Genomic DNA, 22,382 nt, shown 5'->3' on the forward strand with positions numbered 1-22,382 from the left:
TTTATCGAATGTAAAAAGAAATAACCAATGTTCTGCTTAAAATTGATTTTGACTTGTCTCATATCGATACAGCTTAAAGTGATCTGCAAGCACGCGATCTACTTTTACTTCTAAGCTGTCTACATATTCGTCCATTCGTTTTATCAACCGGTTTCGTTTCACATCATTTTCTAAAATGTTCTTAAGCTGCTGTTCAAAGGCTTCAGCATCATTAAGCGGTATCAGCAGCTCTTTTTCTTTTAGATATTCAATGTTAATTTGTTCTTGACCGGGAAGAGATGAATGAATAAAAATAGGTAGTCTCTTATGAAGGGCTTCGCTAATTGTAACGCCTCCTGCTTTTGTGACAATGGCATCTGCTCCTTCATATAAATCATTCATTTTCTCTCTTGATTTTACATACGGGACCGCTTTAACTTTCGGGTGGTTTAGTTTCACTAGTTCTTGATACAACTTTTTATTTTTTCCACACAGCACATAATACATATACGTACAGTTTTGCGGAAGCTGCTGAAGCATTTTGCGTACATTCCCAAGGCCCGAATTTCCGCCGGCAATCAGGATATGCTTCTGTGGCATGAGATGGTCAATCCGTCTTTTTAAAAACGCTTTATGAACGGGAATGCCCGTTACATAAATAGAAGACTCTTTTACACCGTGAACGTTTTGTAGAAATGCTTTCGTATCCTGATCAGGCACGCAGTGAAGCTCGATTCCATTTTTACCCCATACGTCGCTTACTAAGAAGTCGGTGTATACGTTTATAATAGGAAGATCAATGATTCCTTTTTCTTTTAAGCCGCTTAATACACAGGAAGGAAAGCTGTGTGTGCAAACAATGACGTCGGGCTGCTCTGCATCAATTAATTTCTTCATATGATATTCGATAATCGGCCACTTTTTCACGACAAAATCATCCATCGTATGGTCGTTTTTTTTGTATACATGCCCGTAATAAAATTTTTCAAACTGCTTTGGAAAAACAGAAATCCATTTCATGTATATCGATGAAATCATTTGTTCAAGCGGTTTGCTCCAATAGCTTAAACAATCAATTTTTTGACAAATAACGTGGGAAAAACGTTCCATGATGGCATCCATAACGGCGTCTGCTACTTGGTGATGACCAGATGGCATCTGAAAAAGCGGCAAGAACAGAACCTTCCTCATTGACCATCCCTCCTCTCAAGACGTTTTCGGTTTCTTTTTCTTTTTATAAGTAAATAAATAACAAAAAAAGCTACAGCTCCCATAATGATATACGAAATATGAATCCGGTCTCCTACATAGTAACCTAGAACGAGAAAAGAAAGGACCCATACTAGACTGCCTACCACCGATAACAGCAAATAAAGCAAAAACGGATAGCGACTTATTCCTGCCATATATGGGCTAATTTGACGTAAGCCTGGAATATATAAACCAAATAAAATGGTCCATATCCCATATTTATGGTAGCTGCCGCTTGCCGCTTCAATTTTCTCTTTGGTTAACCCTACGTATTTTCCGTATTTATCAAAAAATGGGGTTCCCGCATACCTTCCTAGCCCGTAAGCAGTAAGCATTCCAGTTATAACACCTAAAAAAGCAAAAAGAGATGATTCGTATAAGTTCAGCTGATGTTTGGCAATAAACATGCCTAATAATATTAAAAATGATTCTTCAGGCGCTGGAATTCCAACGATCCCACAAAAAAGTACAAGTAAAATAACAATATAACCATAGGAATGTATATACTGAGAAATAATTGTTAAGTCCACTGCTCGCTCCTCTATTTACGATTGATTCATCAATTGCTGCATGGTTATACTTTCATACCCTTGCTGTTTTAAGTAAGGTAAAAATTCTTCTAACGCCGCAATCGTCATTTCAGGTGCTTTTTCATCTGCTCCCGGGGTATCTCCATTATCGTGTAAAACAAAAATGGCTCCATCTTCTACTTTACTCATTAGTTTTTGAACTAATGCCGTTTTCGTTGTTTTTAGTGTCCAATCCTGAAAGATTCCTGTCCAGATCACGAGGTGATATGGCTTGGCCATTAATAAACTGCTCATATTTAAATGTCCCCACGGCGGACGATAAAAAAGCGGCTTTTGATTTGTTACTTTCTCTATAACCTGTGCACATTGATGAATTTGTCTTTTTAATTGCCAAGGTGTTTGCGTCCATGCACTCACGTGACGATGATGATGTATAGCTACTTCATGTCCTTCATCAATCATCCTGTTTAAAATAGACGGGTGTTTTTCCCCTAGTTCTCCCACAATAAAAAAAGTAGCTTTCATTTCATGCAGTTTGAACAAGTCCAAAATTTTTGGCGTATAAACAGGATGAGGCCCATCGTCAAATGTTATAGCTATTTTATGCTTTTTTGCCCCTTTTATTATGACTGATGAATGATAGCGACGGTAAAGGGTTTGCGAAATAATGGTATATACACATATAACCATTAGAACGAAAAGTAAAACAATAAAAAAACGAGTCATATGCTTTTAACCATCCTTTTGAATTTAAATCCTGCATTTATTATAACGGTTTACTCAGACTTTGGTTTCATTTTTTTGTGATAGAAGCCAGGAATTTTAAAATAATTTGATACTTTACCTAAAAATAGCTGTTCTGCAAGGATATACCGGAAATAAAATGATATCATAAAATTTCCCTTCATTCAGTAAAAAAAGTACTTTTTACCATTTATATCTATCTTTTGTATGATAACTGTCCTTGTTTTTTGAAAATAAAAAAACTTCCCGCACGAGTGCGGAAAGTTTTGAAATTAAAATTTTGACCGATACCATTTTTCAGCTGCTTCAATTTCTGTTCGTGTTAACTGATGTCCAAATGATTCCCAATGGACCTGTACGTCCGCTCCGGCTTTTTCTAAAAGAGCAGAAAGTTCTTCCGTTTCTGATGCTGGGCAAATAGGATCGTTTGTACCTGCGCCGATAAAGATAGAGGCGTCGGTCTTAGGCACTTCACTTCCTCTTCTTGGAACCATCGGATGAAGAAGAGCCGCCCCTTTTAAAGAATTCTCATAATGAAACAGCAAACTTCCTGCAATATTGGCACCATTTGAGTAGCCTACAGCTACGATGTTGTGTCGGTCGAATGAATATGTTTCAGCCGCTTCATCTAAAAATTGATGAAGTTCTTTTGTACGTTCAATTAAATCTTCTATATCAAATATTCCTTCTTTTAAACGTCTAAAGAAACGGGGCATTCCGTTTTCTAGTACATTTCCTCTTACAGATAATACGGAGCAAGAGGAATCAATCATATCTGCAACAGGGAGCAGATCTTGTTCTGTACCTCCTGTACCATGCAACAGCAATAAAGTCGGTTTCGTCTCGTCCGTTCCTTTTTTAAAAATATGTTTCACGTATATCCACTCCTTTTAAATATCTCGAATTAAAGATAATTTTATTATAAGAACTTTCGAAGCATTTGTAAAGGAACTACTGTCAAAGAAATACCTGTATGTTTTGCTGGCAGTATCACATAATACTGAATAACTTCATATGGCCATTGCTCATATGCAGCTAGGTATTTAATTCGTTTGACTTACAGCGGGTAAAGAAATATTCCACTTTTATCTAAGTGCTCCCGTCAAAAGGTGGATAATAATTAAAACTCGCCCGTCCTCCTTCGTATAAAAAGTGCCCTAGTCTGATAAATTAGTTAATTTTTGCTTTATTTCGTTACTTTCAACAGATATCAGCATTTATACCCGAGCGTACTAAATCGTATTTCTTATACGTGTTATAACAACTTTTTTCTATGAGAAACAGAACGTAAAATACCCCCTTGGTTTTTCATAAAGGGGAACAAAGCCCCGAATGGTGCTTTATACGACTTTATTTGACAAACACAAATTTATGGGTAAACTAAGTTCAGATGATTGTATTTCACTTTGTTTCAGTTTAATAAAAAAACGAAGCATCTGCGAGTAAGCAAAAAATAACTGCGTAAAGAGCTATTTATGTCAATCGTCTTATACCCTAAAAACTTACCTGCACTTGAATAATAGCCTTTATTAAACTTAGCGCGTCAGCTTGTAAACGTTAATACTTTATCACCCATCTCTTTGTTAAAAGATTGAATGGGTCAACAAACTTCAGCATTCTTTACATAACGACCTTGTAAAGACGAAGAATGTAGCTATGTGTGAACATGGAATTATTACTTAGTGGAGTGAACCAACATGAGGAAATTTATTTTAGCCTTTTTAGTCGTTGTTTTAATTGTAATGCTAGGAGTTACCTATGTATTAAAGCAATTTCAGCAAACGGCTGATTTATCTTACTCGAAACTGCAGTCGGTTCAAAGTACGGTAGTCTATGACAAAAATGACCGTAAGATTGACGAATTGTATAAAACTGTTCCCCGTCAAAATGTTTCGAGCAATGAAATTCCCGATTATGTAAAAATGGCGTTTGTTGCAACGGAAGACCGTCGCTTTTACAAGCATTTTGGGATTGATTTACAAGGTATTGGCCGCGCCCTTTTTAAGAACATTGTAACAATGAGTAAAGCTGAAGGCGCAAGTACCATTACACAGCAGTTAGCAAGAAATCTTTACTTATCTAGTGATAAGACCATTAAACGTAAAGTAGATGAAATGTTTCTATCACTAGGCTTAGAAAGACAATTTACAAAAGATCAAATTTTGGAATTATATTTAAATCAAATTTATTTCGGAAGCGGTGTATACGGTATTGGTGCAGCTTCTCAGATTTATTTTAATAAGCCTGTATCAGATTTAACCGTAGGCGAAGCTGCGCTTTTAGCAGGACTCCCAAAAGCGCCGAGTACGTATTCACCAAGCAATAGTACAGAAAAAGCAACAGCCCGACGAAACGTTGTATTGAAACTGATGCATGACCAAAACGTTATTAGCGATACTCAGTATCAGCAAGCGTTAAATGAACGTGTAGTCGAGCCTAGTATTCCGGTTAAAAAACCGAACTCAAATCAAGCATTTATTGATTATGTAATTAAAGAAGCTGCTCAACAATATGGCGTATCTGCTGATGACCTTTATAAGGGTGGTTATGCCATCTATACAGATTTAGATCCTAATTTACAGGAATCGATTAATAACTCTGTAGCAAATCATACGTTCCGAGATGATGCCATCAACAGTAAAGTAGAGGTTGGGATTTCAGCTGTCAACCCTAAAACAGGTGGGATTTCAGCGATGTATGGAGGACGCAGCTATGAGCGAAACGGCTTAAACCGTGCTACAAGCGGCTATCAGCTTGGTTCAGCTATTAAGCCTTTAGCCGTATATGGTCCAGCCTTAGAAACTGGAGATTATACACCAACTTCACTCTTAAGTGACGAACGACAAGACTTTGGCGGTGGATATAGCCCTAAAAACGCAGAAGGTGAATATCAAAAGCATGTGACAATGCGTGAAGCACTTACTCGTTCACTTAACGTTCCAGCTGTTTGGCTTTTAAAACAAATTGGTATTGATACAAGCGCAAAATTCATGGAAAAAGCTGGACTTCCTCTTGAAGATGACGATAAGTCAAAATTAGGGCTTGCTCTTGGAGGAACGACGACAACGTTCTCTCCCCTTCAGTTAGCACAAGGATATACAACCTTCGCTAACAAAGGCGTCATGACTAAGCCGTACGCAATTCGAAAAATTGAGATGCGCGACGGTGAAGTGAAAAAGCCAGACATTCAGACAGAGCGAGTAATGAGTGAAGAAAATGCGGATACAATGACATCCATGCTGCAAGACGTAATTGAAAAAAGCTATGGAACAGGTGTTAACGCTCGTTCTTCACGAGATGCTGCAGGTAAAACCGGTACAACCAACGACGTCAAAGATGCTTGGTTTGTCGGGTATACCGATGATGCAGTCGTTTCTATCCACGCTGGCTTTGATAATGCTAATTCTACGCAAACAACGAAATACTTATCAGGCGGCGGCGGACAAGACCCTGCTACACTGTTTAGCTCAATTATGAATAACTGGTAACCAAAAAACCTCCAACTTCACTGTTGGAGGTTTTTTTTAAGATAAATGCGTTTTATGCTTAAGTGAAAAAAAGGAAACGTTAATGACTTTGCAAATCGTTACATAATGCAGAACGGTCAAAACAACCACGCCACAGTTCATCCCGATAATAATTCCCTGCATGCCAATATTTGTTTGTGATCCTAAGAAAAACATCAGGGAAAAAGAGACAATATGAGACCAAATCGTATGATAAAAAGCATCTTTTACATAGCCGAGTCCAATTAAATAAGCTTGAAGCGGGACGGCAAAGAAGTGAAAAAGAAAATACGGCCATAAAGCCTTTAGATAGTACACGGCTTCTGTAGAATGAAAAAACAAGTTAGTAAGCGGCTCAGCAAAGAAATACATCGCCACTATAGACGGAATCCCATATAAAAATGTCATTTGCATACTTTGAGTCAAAAGTCTTTGAAGCTGTTCTTCCTGATTTTTCGCATGAGCTTCAGATACAGCAGGTATGAGTGCTACTAAAAGAGAGTGAGCAAAGAAAGCCGGAAAAAAGCCGATCGACATCGCTACCCCTGTTAGCATACCAAAATGCTGCGTTGCCCCGGTTAACGTCATGCCCGATAAAACGAGCGCGTGTTTGATTAAAAACGGCTGAATAGCATTACATACCGCATTAAATAAACGCAGTCCCGTGGTCGGAAGTGAGACGCCTAACAGCTTTTTCCGAATCTCACTTGGAGAAAGCAGAGGCCTGTGCCCTCTTGATAAAACACTTAACTGAGTAACATACGTGATAAAAAAATAAAGCAAAATAACAGCTTCGGTTCCAATCAGTGTACAAATCGCAATAAACAGAGACATTTTAACATCTGTGAAAGCGAACATTTGAAAAACAACAAATAAAATAGTTAGCTGAAAGGCTTTGCGAATAAAATTAGACACAGCGATGGTCGTCATATTATTTTTACCCGTAAAATATCCACGAAGCACCGCTGAAAATGAAACAACCGGAATGAAACATAGTACAACCCATTTCAAGTAAGGATGATAGTGACTGAAAAATGGAAAGGCTGCTAATACGGCCAGTGTAATAAAAAAGATCCCCAAGCTCACAGCAGTCGCAAAAATGGTGGCATGCTTCATCATATGCTGATGTTCTTTGCGATGATGTTCAGCAAGAAATTTAGAAATAGAAATAGGCAGTTCTAAGTTGGCTACGGTGGCAATAAGAAAAATGATAGGAAGAACAGTCATGTACATGCCCATGCCTTCCCTTCCTAATTCTCTAGCAAGTACCATATTTACAAGAAATTCAATTAACTCTCCTGCAAAGGCAGCACCTGCTAGAATAAACGTTCCTTTTAAAAAAGTGTTCATCTCGTTATCTCCTCTATCTCCCGTCCTTTTTCATCACTACCTCTTCTCTCTATGTATATGACAAGCCCAATACGAATTATTTGTCTAATTGTATTTTTTCGGTGTACAAGTTCTTGTATAATGTTCAACCTATGTGAAAAAAAACCGTTATATACCTTTTTTACATAGGAAATTCATTCATTTCTTATCTTTTGGCTCTTGAAACTTACATAGAAAAACAGGAGACTGAATGAACCTGCCGATTGCTAACGGAAATAGAGCATGCTGTTTTAATGTAACAAATTTACATATTAGTTAAGCGTCTTTATTCATCATTTTCTGGGGATGCACTTCTTTTTTTGATACCGAGGCGTTTTTGCCTAGTACAACCGAAAAGACAACAATTATTGCTATAGCAAGAGTAAAAAGTGTAATTGATTCGCCTAGAAATAGAGCTGCAAACAGAATCATTAAAAACGGCTGCAAATATTGAACCTGGCTAACTCTGGCTATTCCCCCCATAGCCATCCCGCTGTACCAAGCAACGTATGCTAAAAATTGACTCACGACTGATAGATAAATCAAACTAACCCACGCTTTTAAAGGCGCATGAAGCATTTCAGCTGTAATGCTTAGTCCCACTGGAATCATAAAAAATGGCGCACCGATGATAATGGCCCAAGCAATTACCTGCCAGCTGCCTAATTCTCTTGCTAACACCCCTCCTTCTGCGTAGCTCAGTCCAAGTATCAGCACCGCTGCTAGTAGAGCGGCATCGGCAAACTGCAGTTGACCAAATCCGAGGTGAAGAGCATACACGATAACAGCTGCAGAACCAATCATGCTTGATATCCAGAATTTGAAAGAAGGACGTTCCCCTCCTCTAAACATCGCAAAACCGGCTGTGGCTAATGGTAAAAGAGCGAGTTCAACCGCTCCGTGAGAAACAGGCAATGATTTCATTGCCCAGGAAGTGAGCAGAGGAAACCCTAAAACTGCGCCTAAAGCAACGATCAGCAGACTTTTAAATTGGCGAAGAGAAGGAAATTTTTCTTTTCGTACAATCAATATCACAGCTACTAAGATAGCAGCTATAGCTGTTCTTCCTAAACCGGCGACTGTCGTTCCGAAATACTCGACTGCAACACTTGTAGAAGGAAGGGTTAAGCTAAAACAGATAACGCCTACTACCCCTAACAATAAGCCGATTTTCTCTCTCGTTTCTTTTTGCATCTTACCCTACCCCTGTCTTTTTATTTTTCAGAACTGTACCATTTTTCTAAAAAAAGTTCTGATATAATTAAAAGGATAGCGCAGGACAACTAGTAAAATAAATCATTCTTTTACCTAACTGTACGGGTACAAATTAAAGGAGTAGGACCTATGAGTTTGAAATATCTAAAAATCATGGAAGAAATTAAGCTTGGCCTAGCAAATGGATCGCTTATTGCAGGTGGTAAACTCCCTTCTGTTCGCCGACTCTCCCACCATTTTTCGTGCAGCAAGAATACCGTTATTAAAGCGTACAGCGAATTAGAAAAAGAGCATTTAATTTATTCTGTTCCTAAAAGCGGCTACTACGTTGTGGCAGAATTTCAACATAGGACGAATGAAAACGAAGTGATTGATTTCTTGTCTGCTGGTCCAGATAAAAACGTTATGCCTTATCTTGAATTTCAGCATTGTATAAACCAAGCAATTGAACACTACAAAGAAGAGCTTTTTACATACTCTGATCAACAAGGCTCTTACTCATTGCGGGTACAGTTAGTGAAACACTTGCAGAGCCTACAGGTGTTCACTCAAGCTGAAAGGTTAGTTGTTGTATCTGGGTCTCAGCAAGCTCTTCACTTATTAGTTTCTATGCCATTTCCAAATGGAAAAAATAATATCCTGATTGAACAGCCCACTTATTTCGGTTTTATCGAGTCTCTTACCCTGCACCAAACTACTACTTTTGGGATCGAGCTATCGATGGAAGGGATTGATCTTGATCGTTTGGAGTACATTTTTCGAAATAATGACATAAAATTTTTCTATATTATTCCAAGATTCCATAATCCTCTTGGACATTGTTATACAAATTTCGAGAAGAAAAAAATCGTGGAGCTGGCCGAAAAATACGATGTATATATAGTCGAGGATGACTTTTTGGGCGACCTTGATCCCGATGCAAAATCAGATCCTTTATTTTCTTTTAATCCTTCTGGACGAGTCATTTATATTAAAAGCTTTTCGAAAATTTTTCTTCCTGGGTTACGCATTGCTGCTATCGTGCTTCCTTCGTTAATGAATAGCAACTTTTTACGCTATAAATTCAGTTCAGATTTTAATAGTTCAGCGCTTTCCCAAGGTGCTCTTGAAATTTATTTAAAAAGCGGCATGTTTACTAGTCATCTTAAAAAGATAAAAGAGGTATACCATACCAAAATGCAAACTCTTGTAGAAGCATGTGATTCACTGCTGCCCGCTCATACACATTTTTCTAAGCCACCTTCAGGATTCTATTTATCCATTAGTTTGCCTGAGCATGTGAAAGTAAAACAGATTGTCCACATGCTAAACGAGCAGCACATATATGTTGATGATGCTTCTAGATTTTTTTTACCAGAATATAAACGAGACACTCTTATCCGATTAAGCATCTCACAAGTAAATAAGAATACGATCAAACGAGGGATTGAACAGCTGGCTCAGTGTATTACTTTAATTGATGATAGAAAACATCATCCTATTCCAAATAACCTTTTCCCCTTGTAGAATGGGAATTTAACGGACATACTAAGCGAAAAGAAGCCAAGGAATTAGCATCCTTGACTTCTTTTATTTAACCGTAACGGTTATAAGAGGCATGTTATGCGTCCCTTTTGCAGAAACATGTGACTGCACGGTATATGTGCCAGGCTCAGAGAAAGATGTTTGTATCTCATATACACCTTTTCCTATTTGTTTCGGCTTTAACATCTTCCCTTTCCCTTCGCCATCTTTTTTCTCTATTTCAAATTCAATCATCTCAACGTCATCATTTTTTACTTTTTCGTCTCCATATGTAACTTCGGCTTTGTAGATACCGCTTTCATTTTTCTGTAACGCCTCTGGGCCTTGAAGGTTTACGTCCAACGGTTTTGGCTGCTCAGCATTTGTGCTTTGAGCAGGTTCCTGACCACAGGCTGTTAAAAGTAAACAAAGACTGATTATAGATATACTTATTCTTTTTTTCATGTATTCATCTCCTTTTTAAACCCTTTGTTTAACTATAACGCGTATTGCAAAGAAAAAAATGAATTTTTTTAAAAAAGAAGGATTTTTAAAGATTTTTTAAGAAAAAAAGTTCATACTGATACTAACTAGTTTTTTCCAAGGAGGAAGAAAATGAATTCCGCTAAATCTCCAGCTAAAAAATCATGGCTACAGACGTTAATCAAAAATAAAAGTGAGCGTAAAAAAGTGATCTTTATCTTTACTATATCTTTTTTACTAGTTGTAGCAGGGCTTATTTACGTCCCTATTTATAAACATTCCCTTCCGCTTGATTCTAAAATATACGAAGGGAATTTTAAAGAGCTTGGTTCTATCGCACGAATTGGTTTCTTTGCAGCTTTAGCTATTTATCCTATCTTTTTATTATTAAAATGGAAACCGATATCGCAAATTAAAAAAGGAAAGTTTGAGTTAAAACCGCTTATTCAGTTTTTAGCCAAGTACGTTCGTCAGTGGCACGTTCCCGTTGCCCTTATATCAACTGCTTTGATTATTTTACATGGTTATATGGCTTTGATAAAAGGATTTCAAGCAAATTTTACGTACTTTTCAGGAATTATCACGATGGCTGTTCTAGCTTGTCTGCTCGTGATGGGCGTGAAGCGCTATAAGCGTACAGATAAAAAGTGGCATCTTAAATTTGCTATCTCTTTTTTGGTTTTGTTTATGATTCACGCTACCTTTTCATAACCTGCCATTGTTTAAAGTTTTTTTATATAGGGTACAGTTCACAATGAATACATGATATGTATCACTATACGTTTTACATCATTTAGGAGGTATAAACATGGCAAGAGTGTTAGCTGTATTATCAAGCGGATACGAAGAGAAAGATTATCACACAGGTTGGTGGGCAGAAGAATTATTTGCTCCGCTGCAGAAGCTTGAGAACGCAGGACACACCGTTGATTTAGCCTCACCTTTTGGAGGTAAGCCGGAAGTAGACGTTCGAAGTATTTCAGAAGACTTTGATCCAAATGGAACATATAAGAAATTATATGAATCAGGAAGAGCGGATCAGACAATGAAGCTTGAAGAAGTAGATGCTGAGAACTATGACGTTATCTTAGTAGTAGGCGGCCACGGCGCTATGTTTGACTTAGCAAAAAATGTGGACTTGCATGCACTTATGAACAAAGTGTACGACAACGGAGGTATTTTAGCAGCTGAGTGTCACGGACCTTCTGTGTTTGCTTTCTTGAAAGGATCCGATGATGAACTGTTAATTAAAGGACTAGACGTAACCGGTTATCCTGATGAAATTGAACCGGAAGAAGTACTTCCCTTTTTACCATACAGTTTAGAACAAGAACTTCGTGAAGTGGCTAATTACATCCCTGAGATGGATAAAAAAGCATATGCTGTTTGGGCAAATGATCAAATTGTCACAAGCCGAGATCCTTTTTCTTCTGAGTTAATGGGTGATGAATTAGTTAAAAAGCTAAATAAATAAACTAAAAAAAGACTGCTCGAAAGCAGTCTTTTTTTGTTTGTTCTATAGGGATGTTTGAAACTGCTGCTCTACCAAACGCCGGTAAAAAGAATGAGAGGCTAACAGCTCTTTATGCGTTCCGCTTCCTGTAACTTGCCCTTCTTCTATTACAACAATTTGGTCCGCATTAATGACCGTAGATAGACGATGAGCAATGACGAGTGATGTGCGTTCTTTCATTACCGTTTCCAATGACTCTTGCACAAGCTTTTCTGATTCGGAGTCCAAGCTAGCTGTCGCTTCGTCCAGTAGTAAAAACTGGGGATTGCGTAACAGTGCTCGGGCAATTGCAATACGCTGTCGCTGTCCTCCTGAGAGATTAATACCTCTTTCTCCAATCATTGTTTCGTATTGAGCTTCAAAGGACTGAATGAAATGATGAGCATTCGCTAACTTCGCTGCTTCTTCTATTTCTTCATCCGTCACATGCCTCTCTAACCCGTAAATGAGATTTTCTCGAATTGTTCCTGCTAAAATCGGAGAATCCTGCTGAACATAGCTAAACAGGTGACGCCACGAACGTAAGTTGACGTTTTGACTGTCTGTTCCATCCAAGAATATGTGCCCCGATGAAGGCTCATAAAAGCGTTCGATAAGCGAAAAAACAGTAGATTTCCCAGCTCCGCTAGGTCCAACAAAAGCGGTAACTTCTCCTTTTTTAGCAGAAAATGAAACTTCCTGCAATACGGGTTTATCTTCATATTGAAAAGCAACTTTATCGAACCTTAAACTCCCTACCTGTTCAAGAACTTCTCCATTTTCATAGTTCTCTTCTTTCTCAGCTAATATATCAAAAATTCTTTCTGAAGCTCCTTTAGTTTGCTGAAAGCTCGTAACAAATCGGGTAAGTGAACCAACCGGAACCATAATTTGAAAAAGGTAAAGAACAAAAGCCACCAGCTCTCCTGCAGTGATAAATCCCTCGCTCACCCGGTACGCACCAAACCCGACGATGGCAATCATAACAGCAGTCATTACCGTGCTAATAATCGGTGTAATGATGGCTTCAATTTTAGCTCTTTTAACACCGAAGAGGTAGAGTGACTGAAACGATTGTAAGCCCGAATCAACTTCTTTTTTCTCTGAACCGGATACTTTAATCAAGCGGATTTCACTCAGCATTTGAGCTAAAAAAGCTGTAAGCTTGGACATTTTATCCTGCTGCTCACGTGAAATTTTATGTATTTTTCTCGCTAGCGGCATAACCAGTACAAACATAACGGGAATAACCGCTAATAAAATGAGCGTCATGGGTACATCAAGCGTAAATAAAATAACAATGGCAACGATAATAGATAAAATATTTTTAACAAAGTCAATCATTTCTGTTGACAATAAGTTCATCACAATGGTTGTATCATTTGTAATGCGGCTTACCATTTCACCGGAACGATTTTGGTCGTAAAATGAAACCGGAAGCTTTATGAGCTTGTTCCACACTTTATGTCTGAGTTCTTTTACAACACCTTGCCCTACTTGAGCAAGGAGATAAAGAGACAGTGCGCTTGTTACCATTTGAGCAGCAAATAAGCCAAGAAGTCCTGTCACAAGCTGTGGTGAGACGCCTGTTGAAATTTTCTCCATCACTTCTTTAATAACAAGAGGAATGGAAAGAGAAGCTCCCGTATTGATTAAGGCCAGTATAAACGAAATGACTAACTTCCCTGTCGGAGGGTTTGTTAACAACCACAATTTTTTAAATGAAAAATGAATTCCTTTTTGCGTATTCATCTTAGTTCCTTTCTACTTCTTTTAATAGGTGGTGTACACACTTTAGGCAGACACCGCACACTTTACCTTCAAAGTTCTATCTTATTTTACACTATTTCCTTTCTCAACCTGAACTTCTAAGCTTTTACCTATTTTTTGAACTCGTCTATACAAAAATGACAAGCTGGTCATATACTATGGTACACTGAATTTCTTTACTAGATGAGAGGTTGAATAAGAATGTCTGTTTATATTAAATCTATTTCAATTGGAACCATTTCTGGCGGGATCGTTATTTTTGGAAACGCAGGAAATATATCGCCTCCAAGCGGCTCTACGTCCAGCTCTGGTTCTGCTTCTAGTTCTAATTCTCAAATGCCGATGCCTCCCTCTATGGGAAAAGGCCCGAGAGATAACACAGCTTTTAATGGCTAATAAAAAAACAGTGAGATATTTCTCACTGTTTTTAGAATTGAATACTTGTCATCATCGCAATATAAAACGCAAAAACACACAAACCTGCACTTAATAAGCTAAGCCATACTGTCTTTTTGTAAAAACAAATAAGTACATACACAAAAAACAGCAGTGCGACAAATAAGAATAGGATACCTACAACCGTTACGTGAAACGTTAGAGGGAGCGTCACTTGTTTCCCATAAATAAACGGAAGAATCGATGAATCCATTGCCATATGACTTATATTAGTTGGCGGCGATTGCGTTACCATGATAGCTGTAAATAAAAAAATGATCAGCAAAACAATGCTTTCTGCTCGAATCCACATCACGGGCTTATATTCTGGATGTTTTATCGCTTTTTTCATAAGAAAGCCATTGATGACGGCAAATGCAAGCAGCGGAATAATCGTAATATGCTTTAACAAAAGAGATTGCCCGTAATCTGTAGCCCATGAATTTACATAGTTGGACAGCCCCATGATAATAACCATCGAAATGAACCCACTTAATGAAAGAAGCACAAAACAAGCGATCGCAAAAGGAGTAAACCAGCTTAAGAAACTTTTCCAATTGGAGGTTTCTTTTGAAAAAGCGGCAACAATCAGAACCACTCCTCCCCACAGTCCAACTGCTAAAATATGAAGGGAATGAGACAACATGCCGCTAAGCACAGAAGCGGATGCTGCGTGACTTGCGTAGGCGATTCCTCCCACTAAGGCTACAGTCAGTAATGTATACATATGAGGGTGGCTCTCTATTGAAACAGCAACGATACATAAAATAGCAATCAGTACAACAAAAATCCAAGCGTGTCCTGTTCGTGTTTCCAATAATACAAGACGAACTGTTTCACCTAACCCTCTTATTTTTGAAAAAGATAAAATAATCTCAAGCGAATTTCCAACCGAAAAAAGAGCGACAGCCGCTGCACTTGCAAGTAGCCATCGCTTTGATAATAAAATTGTTGGCTTTTTTGTAAGGGGTACATATTGCAGTACGGCAAATCCTAATAATAAGGAAAGAGCTACGTATGTGAACCACTCAAAAACAGGCAACAAAACACTCATCTTTTTAAGCCTTTTTCTTTCTGAAGATTAAGAGTAATGCTCCAACCACCACTACAATAGCAATAATCACGATAACAAAAAACGATGAAGAATCATTGTTCTCCGTTTTTTCATCATTTGCTGCTGCACTTTTTTGGTGCTGTTCGGATTGCGTGGCGCCCTGCTTTTTTTCACTATCTTTTCCGGCTGCTTGAGTATTCTCTTCTTTTGCTTCATCTTTCACATCTACTTTAAAAGCAATCGAATCTTTTATTACGTGCCCATCTTCCCCTACAATTTCCCAGTTTACTGCGTAAGATCCGTTTTCAAGAGGCTGATCAACAGAAGCTATTAAATCATGACCCTCTACTTTTTGCGATGCAAGTGAAATGTTTTGTCCATCTTTTGCAACGGTCATTGTACTAATTTTCTCAATCGGTGTTTCAAAGGTTAATTTAATTTCTTTTAGAGGAGCTGTAACAGTTGCACCATTTTCCGGTACTGTTGTTTGCACATGTGTATGAGCAAAACTAACTGTCGGGACAGCTAAAAAGCATGCTAAAAGTAAACCTATTATTTTTTTCATATTTATGACTCCCTATCTCTTTTTTCTTTTTTCATTCATCATATCCAAAAATGTTTTTATGTAGACGTTTCCGAACACGATCTATTTTCCTAGTAAGTGTACTCCTTTTTCACTCAATCTCACAAGAACTATCACCAATTCGTTATAAAATGTTCACAAATCCTAGGTAAGGTGCCGCGTAATTTTTTGAATATTCTTTCAGACTATCCTTGAATATAGTAAAATAGTTAAATAAGATGGCTGACTTTTTTCTAGCTTAAAATCCCATACAGAAAGGATAGGAACAATGAAAAAGTATACGTGCCCTTGCTGCGGTTATCAATCGTTAGACAGTGATGGTGACTATGATATTTGTGAGATATGTTTTTGGGAAGACGATCCGTATCAAAAGCTGAATGCCAATGAACTAGGAGCTAACTCTATTTCTTTAATAGAAGCTCAGCAAAATTTTACAGTTTATGGAGCATGTAATAAAGAAAGCTTACAGCACGTGAGAAAGCCTTCTGTTCAAGATGTAAAAGATTTTAACTGGAAACCTATTATAAGTCACGAATAGCAAAACTAGTTTATAAAAAAAGAATGCTTGCGAAAGCATTCTTTTTTGGATTCAGTAAGAAGTGGAAACAAATGTAGAAAGCACATTTGTAAACTTATAAAAAGTTTGAGTTTTAGACGAATCTCTTCCTTGTGAAGTGAATGAATGAAACATAGCACTTCGCAGCGGTTGGCTAATCTCTAATTGAATACTTTTGCCGGTACGATTTTTATTTGCAATATTTTTAGAGTTAATGCCTGCAATCTCATCGTGCCCTTTTGTAATCAGTTCCGCGGGAAATCCATTTTGATTTAATAATTGCGTTAATTTTTTTGCACGTTCCCGATCAGTTCCCCCCACAAAAATATGTTTTTTATTCCCGGAATATCCGTGAAGAGATAAAACATTATCATACATGCTTACCATCTTACGCGCTGTGGGCTCATCAAAATGAGTGCTTGTGAGGTGCAGATCTCGCGAGCCTTTCGATTTTAACGATTCGAATAGGTAAAGAGCATTTTGTTTGCTAAGCTCTTTGGCAATTTCGCTTGTCCCGCCTTCAATTCCTCCACCGTGTGGAGCAAAGATAAGGACAGGGCTTTTCGCTTCTTTAGTCGTCACTTTATAGCTAGCTGAAGACTCGTGCTGTGAGAGCTGCTTGAAATTTTGATATTTATCAGTTGATGCACTAGATGTGTCTTGAAAAGGTGAAATGAATAAAACGAATAGACAGATACATAAGGTAGAGAAACTTACTAAACGATAGCTTTTCAATTTGTACTCCCGCTTTCTATTATGTAATAAGACCTAAAACATTAGAATCCTAAAAAATCCAAAAATAATATTTTAGTAGTCTTATTTACTTATCGTTTGAAAATACAATTTATTCAATAGTTCTTAATACCTATTTATACTATTTAAAAAAACTTCAGCGCATATCCACTGAAGTTTTTTACTTTTTTGTTTTTATTTATTTAAAGCAAGCGCCAAACTAATTTTATCCAGCCAAAGAAGGCGATCCATAAAGGTATGCTCAAAGATGTTCCCCACGCTAAACCAATTAAGAAGTTTCCTCTTTCAATCATACAAACCACTCCTTATGAACATTGTAGGTGAACAAGTACAATTCTATACCTTCACTATAACAGAAAGCGCTTTCATTTAACAGTCACTTACACGTTTTTAGTGCTATATTCATACAGAAAACCGAATTTCAAATAGATAAAGGGCGATATATAAGAAAATGAATAATTACAAGGTGTAAAAGTATAATAATCTACTAAAAAAAAAAGAAACCTTCTTTGAAGGCTTCTTTTCTAGGTGTTTTTTATTGTTCGCCGCTGCGCTGCAAGCGATTCTCAATAAATAGGCGCTCAACAAATTTATTTAGCTGGGCTTGATACAAACGGCGCTCATCTAGCGTTTTTGCGTCTTGTATTTGCTGTTTAAAGCGTTTGATTTGCTGTCTTTGTTCAACCGTTACATGATGAGAAAGAAGCATAGGTCCCCCTCCATTTCACTAACGTTTGAATTAAGTAAACCAAGGTTTACCAAAACAAACAACAAACCTGTTAGCTTCTCTTACATAAATTTTTTACTCAGCTTCTTTAGCTCCAACTAACGCTAAACCTGGGCCGTACGGCGTTGTATGGACATCTAACATTAATTCATTTGTATAAGGCACAATAGAAGCTTCCATTGCTACTTGTACTCCGTCGACTTCATACATTTCATCATTTTCAAAAGGCTCTTCAAAAGCTAACCCAATGTTAGGGATTTCACAGCTAATTCCTTTGAAATACAAGCGAATTCCTGTTATCTCCTGCTCTTCAAGTATATTGTTAATTAATTGTTTTGCTTCTGGTGTAATATGCATGACTACCCCTTCTTCCTTTCAATACTCTTGCTCTATCCTATCATATCTTTAGAGTTTTTAAAGAGAATAACTGCAATTTAAAAGCATTCTGATTATTATTTAATAATAATTATAAATAAGTATTGATTTTAATTTGATATTTGATATAATATAAACATAAGATAACAACAACTCATTAGGAGGCTATTAACTATGAATTTAGAAAACGTATTGAACCAACAAATTGCCGATTTTAACGTATTATATACAAAGCTACATCGCTTTCACTGGTATGTAAAAGGGCCTCAATTTTTTACGCTTCATGAAAAATTTGAAGAATTCTATAATGAGACGGCGGACTATATAGATGAATATGCAGAACGATTACTAGCCATTGGAGGAAGCCCAATTGCTACGATGAAGCAATTTTTACAAGCAGCTACTCTTTCTGAAGATGGGAATGAGCAAACGAGTGAAGAAATGGTAGAAACCTTAATTAATGACTATACGCTACTTGTTAAAAACCTAAAAAATGCAGTTGAAAAAGCTGAAGCAGCACATGATCACGTAACAGCTGACTTATTCATTGGAACAATTGGCAACATTGAAAAACATATTTGGATGCTAAAAGCTGCTTTACCTGTAAAAACATCCGTACATGCATAAAAAGAGCCCAATCGGCTCTTTTTTTACGTTTGTTGATTTCCTTTTTTTTGTTTTTGCAGCCACATAAAAAAAGACATATCATCGTAAATGTCATCTTCTAGCACAGCCTTATAGACATGATCACTCGTATAGTAGCGATTATATCCGCTTTGCTGCTTGAAAAATAAAATACATTCCCGCTTCTTTTCAGTGAGAAGTGATTTTAATAATACTTGTTTCTCAACTTTGCCCTTCACGATATTTTCTGGAAGCACGGAAATATCAAGCTTCCACTCTTCACCCTTCTGAATCATATACACACTCCACTGATACTTACCTTTTTCATTAGCAAATATCATCTTATAAGGTTGAAAACGCTTTGTAAGATGATACCCCATGTGAAAAATAGATTCTTCATCCATTTCATCATTTCCTACGTAAAAATTAATGATGCGATTTGTCATGACATTTAACTCAAAACTCTCCCCTGAGAGCGGGCAACCGTATTCTCTTAACAAATTAAATAAACGGTTGGATACCACCAGTTGATTTGCTTCATGTTTTAATTCACTTGAGTATGACAGCAGCTCATTCATGTTTTTTGATTCCCCTATCTATAGATCGTGAATTGTTATTGATATTCGCTTTTTTTTTATAAAACCCTTTCACTTTTACCCTTTAATTAACTAACTAGAGGTAAATTAAGTTATGTAGAGCAACATTTTATGAATAAATCAAGTTTGAGTATAAAACTTGAAGAAGTTTAAAGACTATAGTCGATACCGATTTTAAGGAGGACTTAGTATGAATAATCACGAACTTCCTACAAACATGCAAACTGGAGCTGTCCCCCCTCAATTGAACCATGGAGGGCATGAGCTATTTGACGTTCATGAAACACTTGCCGGCTCGATCAATGTAATGGATCAGTTTATGATGTTTAGGCAATATGTAAAAGAACAAGAGCTGCTTGATATTATTGATCGGCAATATCAGTTTATTTTAAATGAATATAATTTAATCGTAGAGGCTTTTTCTACTGGCCAAAAGCCGGCCGGTTCTACACATGTATATAACATGAAGCAGTCTCATACCTTTGTTTATGGCTTAAAGCCTTCGCAGCCTAAAAAGCCGAATCAGTCCGTTGAGGAAATTAATGAAAAAGGAATTTCAGGTCATATGCTGGGTCTAGTCAAGTCTCAAGCATCTCTTTTAACTATGACAGCTTTAGAAATAACTAATCCTGTTGTTCGCCGAATATTCGGAGACAGTGTTCCTAATTGGATTGAAATGGCTTATGAAATTTCTCTTTATCAAAACAAACATCATTATTATCAAGTGCCGCAGCTTGCAAAAGAAGATATGCAGCAAATGATCACAAGTTTCGCAAAAGCTACTGCCTCTCCTCAGATGCCTAATAACCATAAGCTGCATTAATTACAAAGAGGCTGGGGCAAACGTATTTTAATTAAAGGAAGATCCGAACGATTCATCGTTCGGATCTTTTCATTAGTATGGTGAATATAGGTTATGTTTAGAGTTGATTCTAGCTGTTGATTGGAGGGAAAGGCGAAGACTTCTGCGGGAAGTGAAGTCATGCACGGAAATCAACAGCGGTGGAACAAGCGATCCATACTCGACCATTTATCCAATTTGTTCCCCTTTAGATTTGATTGATATAGTTGTGTCTCAATCTCTTTTGCGCATATATTTCAGAAAATGACAAAAAACTATGCATTTTGGATTATTTTCTGAATATTTGTAGTATTTTGATTAATTATGTATTATAATACAGTTAACTAATAGAGAGGAGTGAGAGATGCATCATATATACTCGGATTACAGTTAAAGGAGGTGTCATAACACGCTCGCAATACGTTTGCTAAAAGTCAGTTGAACTGTAGAACCGATATGTGATAGACCATGATGGTAAAGTTAAGATTAATTCCCCTAAATGAACATGTAACATAATAAACTGCTTCTTTTTCTTTTTAAAGATAGAAGCAGTTTTTTTATGTGCGTTTTTCTTTTCCCGATTTAATACATGTTTTCTCCACTTTGGCTAACACTTAAGATATACATTTACGTACAAGGTGGTGACTTTGATGATCGCCGTAAAATTACTATTAGTCGCAGTTTTGATTGCATTAACTGCTTTTTTTGTAGCGACAGAATTCGCTATTGTAAAAGTAAGGAGTTCAAAAATCAACCAGCTTCTAGAAGAAGGAAACAAAAAAGCTGTATCTGCCAAACACGTTATTACGCATCTAGATGAATATCTATCGGCTTGTCAGCTTGGTATCACCATCACGGCTCTCGGGCTTGGTTGGCTTGGTGAACCGACGCTAGATCGGTTGCTTCATCCTCTTTTTACTACCTTCCATACGAACGAGCCGCTTGCTGGTATTTTATCTTTTGTCATTGCATTTGTTGTTATTACCTTTTTACATGTTGTCTTAGGAGAATTAGCTCCTAAAACGTTTGCTATTCAAATGGCTGAACAAATTACGCTGAACTTTGCAAAACCGATTATCGTGTTTTACAAACTTATGTATCCGTTCATTAAAATATTAAACGGCTCAGCTCGTATGTTGACCAAGATGTTTGGTATAACGATGATTTCGGAAAATGAAGCTGCTCATAGTGAAGAAGAACTTCGCATTTTGTTATCTGAAAGCTTTGAAGGCGGTGAAATTAATCAGTCCGAATATCGATATATGAGCAAAATTTTTGATTTTGATGACCGTTTAGCTAAAGAAGTAATGGTCCCACGAACGGAAATTGTAAGTGCTTCTAAAGATGACGTGGTAGAGGTTTTTTTGCAAATTGCAAATGTCGAAAAATATACCCGCTATCCAATTGTTGAAGATGGAGATAAAGATAAGATAATTGGTCTCGTTAATATTAAAGAAATTTATAATGATATTGTATTTAACGAAAAAGACGGAACTAATACGTTAGAATCATATGTCAAGCCTATTTTTAAAGTAATTGAAACCGTACCTATTCATGACTTGCTCGTAAAGATGCAAAAAGAACGCATTCAAATGGCTATTCTTTTTGATGAGTATGGTGGAACCGCGGGGCTTGTGACAGTAGAAGACATTATTGAAGAAATTGTGGGAGAAATTCGAGATGAGTTTGACACGGACGAAATTCCTTATGTACAAAAAATTAAAGACGATCACTATATTCTTGACGGAAAAATGCTCATTAGCCAAGTAAATGATTTACTTGGTACGGATATTAGCGAGGAAGAAGTAGATACCATTGCCGGGTGGGTGTTAACCGAAAAGTTTGATGTGACCAAAAATGATATCATTCAGCATGAGCAATTTTACTTTAAAGTTTTGATTATAGAAGATTTTCACATTAAGTATATAGAAGTAAAAAAAAGGAAGAAGAAAGAAAAAAAGGATGATCATCATTAATCATCCTTTTTAGTTATTCAA

23 protein-coding genes are annotated in these 22,382 nt (G+C 37.1%); 9 read left to right on the forward strand and 14 right to left on the reverse strand.

The window, feature by feature from the left end; translation table 11 throughout:
* Window positions 1-36: 36 nt before the first annotated feature.
* The 4 genes from LJY09_RS15145 to LJY09_RS15160 all read right to left on the reverse strand — a co-directional run bounded on the left by LJY09_RS15145 (window position 37) and on the right by LJY09_RS15160 (window position 3,379).
* Entirely contained in the window at window positions 37-1,170 is a 1,134-nt protein-coding gene (locus tag LJY09_RS15145; protein ID WP_028412812.1) for an MGDG synthase family glycosyltransferase, read from the reverse strand.
* Complete coding sequence (locus LJY09_RS15150; protein ID WP_028412811.1) at window positions 1,167-1,760, reverse strand: DedA family protein; 594 nt, start codon at window positions 1,758-1,760, stop codon at window positions 1,167-1,169. The genes LJY09_RS15145 and LJY09_RS15150 overlap by 4 nt, the downstream gene beginning before the upstream one ends.
* A gap of 15 nt (window positions 1,761-1,775) precedes the next feature.
* Window positions 1,776-2,486 (reverse strand): polysaccharide deacetylase family protein, encoded by a 711-nt coding sequence (locus tag LJY09_RS15155; protein WP_028412810.1) that lies wholly within the window; start codon window positions 2,484-2,486, stop codon window positions 1,776-1,778.
* A 290-nt stretch (window positions 2,487-2,776) separates the two neighbouring features.
* Window positions 2,777-3,379, reverse strand: coding sequence for an alpha/beta hydrolase (locus LJY09_RS15160; RefSeq protein WP_028412809.1), 603 nt, complete (start codon window positions 3,377-3,379; stop codon window positions 2,777-2,779).
* An 822-nt stretch (window positions 3,380-4,201) separates the two neighbouring features.
* Between LJY09_RS15160 and LJY09_RS15165 the strand changes: the two genes are divergently transcribed.
* Complete coding sequence (locus LJY09_RS15165; RefSeq protein WP_028412808.1) at window positions 4,202-5,992, forward strand: transglycosylase domain-containing protein; 1,791 nt, start codon at window positions 4,202-4,204, stop codon at window positions 5,990-5,992.
* A 36-nt stretch (window positions 5,993-6,028) separates the two neighbouring features.
* Here LJY09_RS15165 and LJY09_RS15170 read toward each other — a convergent pair whose 3' ends face one another.
* Together LJY09_RS15170 and LJY09_RS15175 are read right to left on the reverse strand one after the other, a co-directional pair.
* Complete coding sequence (locus LJY09_RS15170; protein ID WP_013057669.1) at window positions 6,029-7,360, reverse strand: polysaccharide biosynthesis protein; 1,332 nt, start codon at window positions 7,358-7,360, stop codon at window positions 6,029-6,031.
* Between the two features lie 294 nt (window positions 7,361-7,654).
* On the reverse strand, window positions 7,655-8,572 hold the full coding sequence (locus LJY09_RS15175; RefSeq protein WP_028412807.1) for a DMT family transporter: 918 nt from the start codon (window positions 8,570-8,572) through the stop codon (window positions 7,655-7,657).
* A 150-nt stretch (window positions 8,573-8,722) separates the two neighbouring features.
* On the opposite strand from LJY09_RS15175, the gene LJY09_RS15180 reads away from it, so the two are divergent.
* On the forward strand, window positions 8,723-10,099 hold the full coding sequence (locus LJY09_RS15180; RefSeq protein WP_228307318.1) for an aminotransferase-like domain-containing protein: 1,377 nt from the start codon (window positions 8,723-8,725) through the stop codon (window positions 10,097-10,099).
* Between the two features lie 63 nt (window positions 10,100-10,162).
* Here the strand turns inward: LJY09_RS15180 and LJY09_RS15185 are convergent, their stop codons facing one another.
* Window positions 10,163-10,561 (reverse strand): FixH family protein, encoded by a 399-nt coding sequence (locus tag LJY09_RS15185; RefSeq protein WP_028412805.1) that lies wholly within the window; start codon window positions 10,559-10,561, stop codon window positions 10,163-10,165.
* A gap of 150 nt (window positions 10,562-10,711) precedes the next feature.
* On the opposite strand from LJY09_RS15185, the gene LJY09_RS15190 reads away from it, so the two are divergent.
* Both LJY09_RS15190 and LJY09_RS15195 read left to right on the forward strand, forming a co-directional pair.
* Window positions 10,712-11,290 carry a hypothetical protein gene (locus LJY09_RS15190; RefSeq protein ID WP_028412804.1) on the forward strand — a complete coding sequence of 193 codons (579 nt, stop codon included), beginning with the start codon at window positions 10,712-10,714 and terminating at the stop codon, window positions 11,288-11,290.
* Between the two features lie 97 nt (window positions 11,291-11,387).
* The gene (locus LJY09_RS15195; protein WP_098113304.1) at window positions 11,388-12,053 is read left to right on the forward strand and encodes a type 1 glutamine amidotransferase domain-containing protein; all 666 of its coding nucleotides are present in this window, start codon (window positions 11,388-11,390) and stop codon (window positions 12,051-12,053) included.
* A 42-nt stretch (window positions 12,054-12,095) separates the two neighbouring features.
* On the opposite strand, the gene LJY09_RS15200 is transcribed toward LJY09_RS15195, so the two are convergent.
* Window positions 12,096-13,823, reverse strand: a complete 1,728-nt coding sequence (locus LJY09_RS15200; protein ID WP_099331114.1) for an ABC transporter ATP-binding protein — start codon at window positions 13,821-13,823, stop codon at window positions 12,096-12,098.
* 219 nt (window positions 13,824-14,042) lie between these two features.
* On the opposite strand from LJY09_RS15200, the gene LJY09_RS15205 reads away from it, so the two are divergent.
* Window positions 14,043-14,237, forward strand: coding sequence for a hypothetical protein (locus tag LJY09_RS15205; RefSeq protein WP_099331115.1), 195 nt, complete (start codon window positions 14,043-14,045; stop codon window positions 14,235-14,237).
* A gap of 31 nt (window positions 14,238-14,268) precedes the next feature.
* Here the strand turns inward: LJY09_RS15205 and LJY09_RS15210 are convergent, their stop codons facing one another.
* Both LJY09_RS15210 and LJY09_RS15215 read right to left on the reverse strand, forming a co-directional pair.
* Window positions 14,269-15,330 carry a copper resistance D family protein gene (locus LJY09_RS15210; protein WP_223546155.1) on the reverse strand — a complete coding sequence of 354 codons (1,062 nt, stop codon included), beginning with the start codon at window positions 15,328-15,330 and terminating at the stop codon, window positions 14,269-14,271.
* A gap of 4 nt (window positions 15,331-15,334) precedes the next feature.
* Window positions 15,335-15,895 (reverse strand): copper resistance CopC family protein, encoded by a 561-nt coding sequence (locus LJY09_RS15215; protein WP_049165347.1) that lies wholly within the window; start codon window positions 15,893-15,895, stop codon window positions 15,335-15,337.
* Window positions 15,896-16,181: 286 nt separating this feature from the next.
* On the opposite strand from LJY09_RS15215, the gene LJY09_RS15220 reads away from it, so the two are divergent.
* Window positions 16,182-16,451 (forward strand): CPCC family cysteine-rich protein, encoded by a 270-nt coding sequence (locus LJY09_RS15220; RefSeq protein ID WP_098113301.1) that lies wholly within the window; start codon window positions 16,182-16,184, stop codon window positions 16,449-16,451.
* Window positions 16,452-16,502: 51 nt separating this feature from the next.
* Here the strand turns inward: LJY09_RS15220 and LJY09_RS15225 are convergent, their stop codons facing one another.
* From LJY09_RS15225 to LJY09_RS15235, 3 genes are all read right to left on the reverse strand, one after another.
* A complete protein-coding gene (locus LJY09_RS15225; protein WP_098113300.1) occupies window positions 16,503-17,204 on the reverse strand; it encodes a poly-gamma-glutamate hydrolase family protein in 702 nt (233 codons plus the stop codon).
* 553 nt (window positions 17,205-17,757) lie between these two features.
* A complete protein-coding gene (locus LJY09_RS15230; RefSeq protein WP_013057683.1) occupies window positions 17,758-17,931 on the reverse strand; it encodes a hypothetical protein in 174 nt (57 codons plus the stop codon).
* 93 nt (window positions 17,932-18,024) lie between these two features.
* The gene (locus tag LJY09_RS15235) at window positions 18,025-18,306 is read right to left on the reverse strand and encodes a hypothetical protein (protein ID WP_013057684.1); all 282 of its coding nucleotides are present in this window, start codon (window positions 18,304-18,306) and stop codon (window positions 18,025-18,027) included.
* Between the two features lie 192 nt (window positions 18,307-18,498).
* On the opposite strand from LJY09_RS15235, the gene LJY09_RS15240 reads away from it, so the two are divergent.
* Window positions 18,499-18,951 carry a Dps family protein gene (locus LJY09_RS15240; protein ID WP_028412796.1) on the forward strand — a complete coding sequence of 151 codons (453 nt, stop codon included), beginning with the start codon at window positions 18,499-18,501 and terminating at the stop codon, window positions 18,949-18,951.
* A gap of 23 nt (window positions 18,952-18,974) precedes the next feature.
* On the opposite strand, the gene LJY09_RS15245 is transcribed toward LJY09_RS15240, so the two are convergent.
* Window positions 18,975-19,526, reverse strand: a complete 552-nt coding sequence (locus tag LJY09_RS15245) for a hypothetical protein (RefSeq protein WP_028412795.1) — start codon at window positions 19,524-19,526, stop codon at window positions 18,975-18,977.
* A gap of 208 nt (window positions 19,527-19,734) precedes the next feature.
* Here LJY09_RS15245 and LJY09_RS15250 point away from each other — a divergent pair, with 208 nt between their 5' ends.
* Both LJY09_RS15250 and LJY09_RS15255 read left to right on the forward strand, forming a co-directional pair.
* Window positions 19,735-20,367: a spore coat protein gene (locus LJY09_RS15250; RefSeq protein ID WP_028412794.1), complete on the forward strand. Its 633-nt coding sequence runs from the start codon at window positions 19,735-19,737 to the stop codon at window positions 20,365-20,367.
* 668 nt (window positions 20,368-21,035) lie between these two features.
* Complete coding sequence (locus tag LJY09_RS15255) at window positions 21,036-22,361, forward strand: hemolysin family protein (RefSeq protein ID WP_028412793.1); 1,326 nt, start codon at window positions 21,036-21,038, stop codon at window positions 22,359-22,361.
* Window positions 22,362-22,382 lie beyond the last annotated feature (21 nt).

The organism is Priestia sp. J2 (assembly GCF_020790095.1).
GTDB lineage: Bacteria > Bacillota > Bacilli > Bacillales > Bacillaceae_H > Priestia > Priestia zanthoxyli.

What these genes read in the sequence shown, in the direction of transcription:
- LJY09_RS15250 (WP_028412794.1), top strand. Translation starts at nt 19,735, where the DNA reads ATGAATAATCACGAACTTCCTACAAACATGCAAACTGGAGCTGTCCCC.
- LJY09_RS15165 (WP_028412808.1), top strand. Translation starts at nt 4,202, where the DNA reads ATGAGGAAATTTATTTTAGCCTTTTTAGTCGTTGTTTTAATTGTAATG.
- LJY09_RS15205 (WP_099331115.1), top strand. Translation starts at nt 14,043, where the DNA reads ATGTCTGTTTATATTAAATCTATTTCAATTGGAACCATTTCTGGCGGG.
- LJY09_RS15235 (WP_013057684.1), bottom strand. Translation starts at nt 18,306, where the DNA reads ATGCATATTACACCAGAAGCAAAACAATTAATTAACAATATACTTGAA.
- LJY09_RS15240 (WP_028412796.1), top strand. Translation starts at nt 18,499, where the DNA reads ATGAATTTAGAAAACGTATTGAACCAACAAATTGCCGATTTTAACGTA.
- LJY09_RS15190 (WP_028412804.1), top strand. Translation starts at nt 10,712, where the DNA reads ATGAATTCCGCTAAATCTCCAGCTAAAAAATCATGGCTACAGACGTTA.
- LJY09_RS15155 (WP_028412810.1), bottom strand. Translation starts at nt 2,486, where the DNA reads ATGACTCGTTTTTTTATTGTTTTACTTTTCGTTCTAATGGTTATATGT.
- LJY09_RS15230 (WP_013057683.1), bottom strand. Translation starts at nt 17,931, where the DNA reads ATGCTTCTTTCTCATCATGTAACGGTTGAACAAAGACAGCAAATCAAA.
- LJY09_RS15145 (WP_028412812.1), bottom strand. Translation starts at nt 1,170, where the DNA reads ATGAGGAAGGTTCTGTTCTTGCCGCTTTTTCAGATGCCATCTGGTCAT.
- LJY09_RS15195 (WP_098113304.1), top strand. Translation starts at nt 11,388, where the DNA reads ATGGCAAGAGTGTTAGCTGTATTATCAAGCGGATACGAAGAGAAAGAT.
- LJY09_RS15180 (WP_228307318.1), top strand. Translation starts at nt 8,723, where the DNA reads ATGAGTTTGAAATATCTAAAAATCATGGAAGAAATTAAGCTTGGCCTA.
- LJY09_RS15175 (WP_028412807.1), bottom strand. Translation starts at nt 8,572, where the DNA reads ATGCAAAAAGAAACGAGAGAGAAAATCGGCTTATTGTTAGGGGTAGTA.
- LJY09_RS15200 (WP_099331114.1), bottom strand. Translation starts at nt 13,823, where the DNA reads ATGAATACGCAAAAAGGAATTCATTTTTCATTTAAAAAATTGTGGTTG.
- LJY09_RS15220 (WP_098113301.1), top strand. Translation starts at nt 16,182, where the DNA reads ATGAAAAAGTATACGTGCCCTTGCTGCGGTTATCAATCGTTAGACAGT.
- LJY09_RS15170 (WP_013057669.1), bottom strand. Translation starts at nt 7,360, where the DNA reads ATGAACACTTTTTTAAAAGGAACGTTTATTCTAGCAGGTGCTGCCTTT.
- LJY09_RS15185 (WP_028412805.1), bottom strand. Translation starts at nt 10,561, where the DNA reads ATGAAAAAAAGAATAAGTATATCTATAATCAGTCTTTGTTTACTTTTA.
- LJY09_RS15215 (WP_049165347.1), bottom strand. Translation starts at nt 15,895, where the DNA reads ATGAAAAAAATAATAGGTTTACTTTTAGCATGCTTTTTAGCTGTCCCG.
- LJY09_RS15245 (WP_028412795.1), bottom strand. Translation starts at nt 19,526, where the DNA reads ATGAATGAGCTGCTGTCATACTCAAGTGAATTAAAACATGAAGCAAAT.
- LJY09_RS15255 (WP_028412793.1), top strand. Translation starts at nt 21,036, where the DNA reads ATGATCGCCGTAAAATTACTATTAGTCGCAGTTTTGATTGCATTAACT.
- LJY09_RS15210 (WP_223546155.1), bottom strand. Translation starts at nt 15,330, where the DNA reads ATGAGTGTTTTGTTGCCTGTTTTTGAGTGGTTCACATACGTAGCTCTT.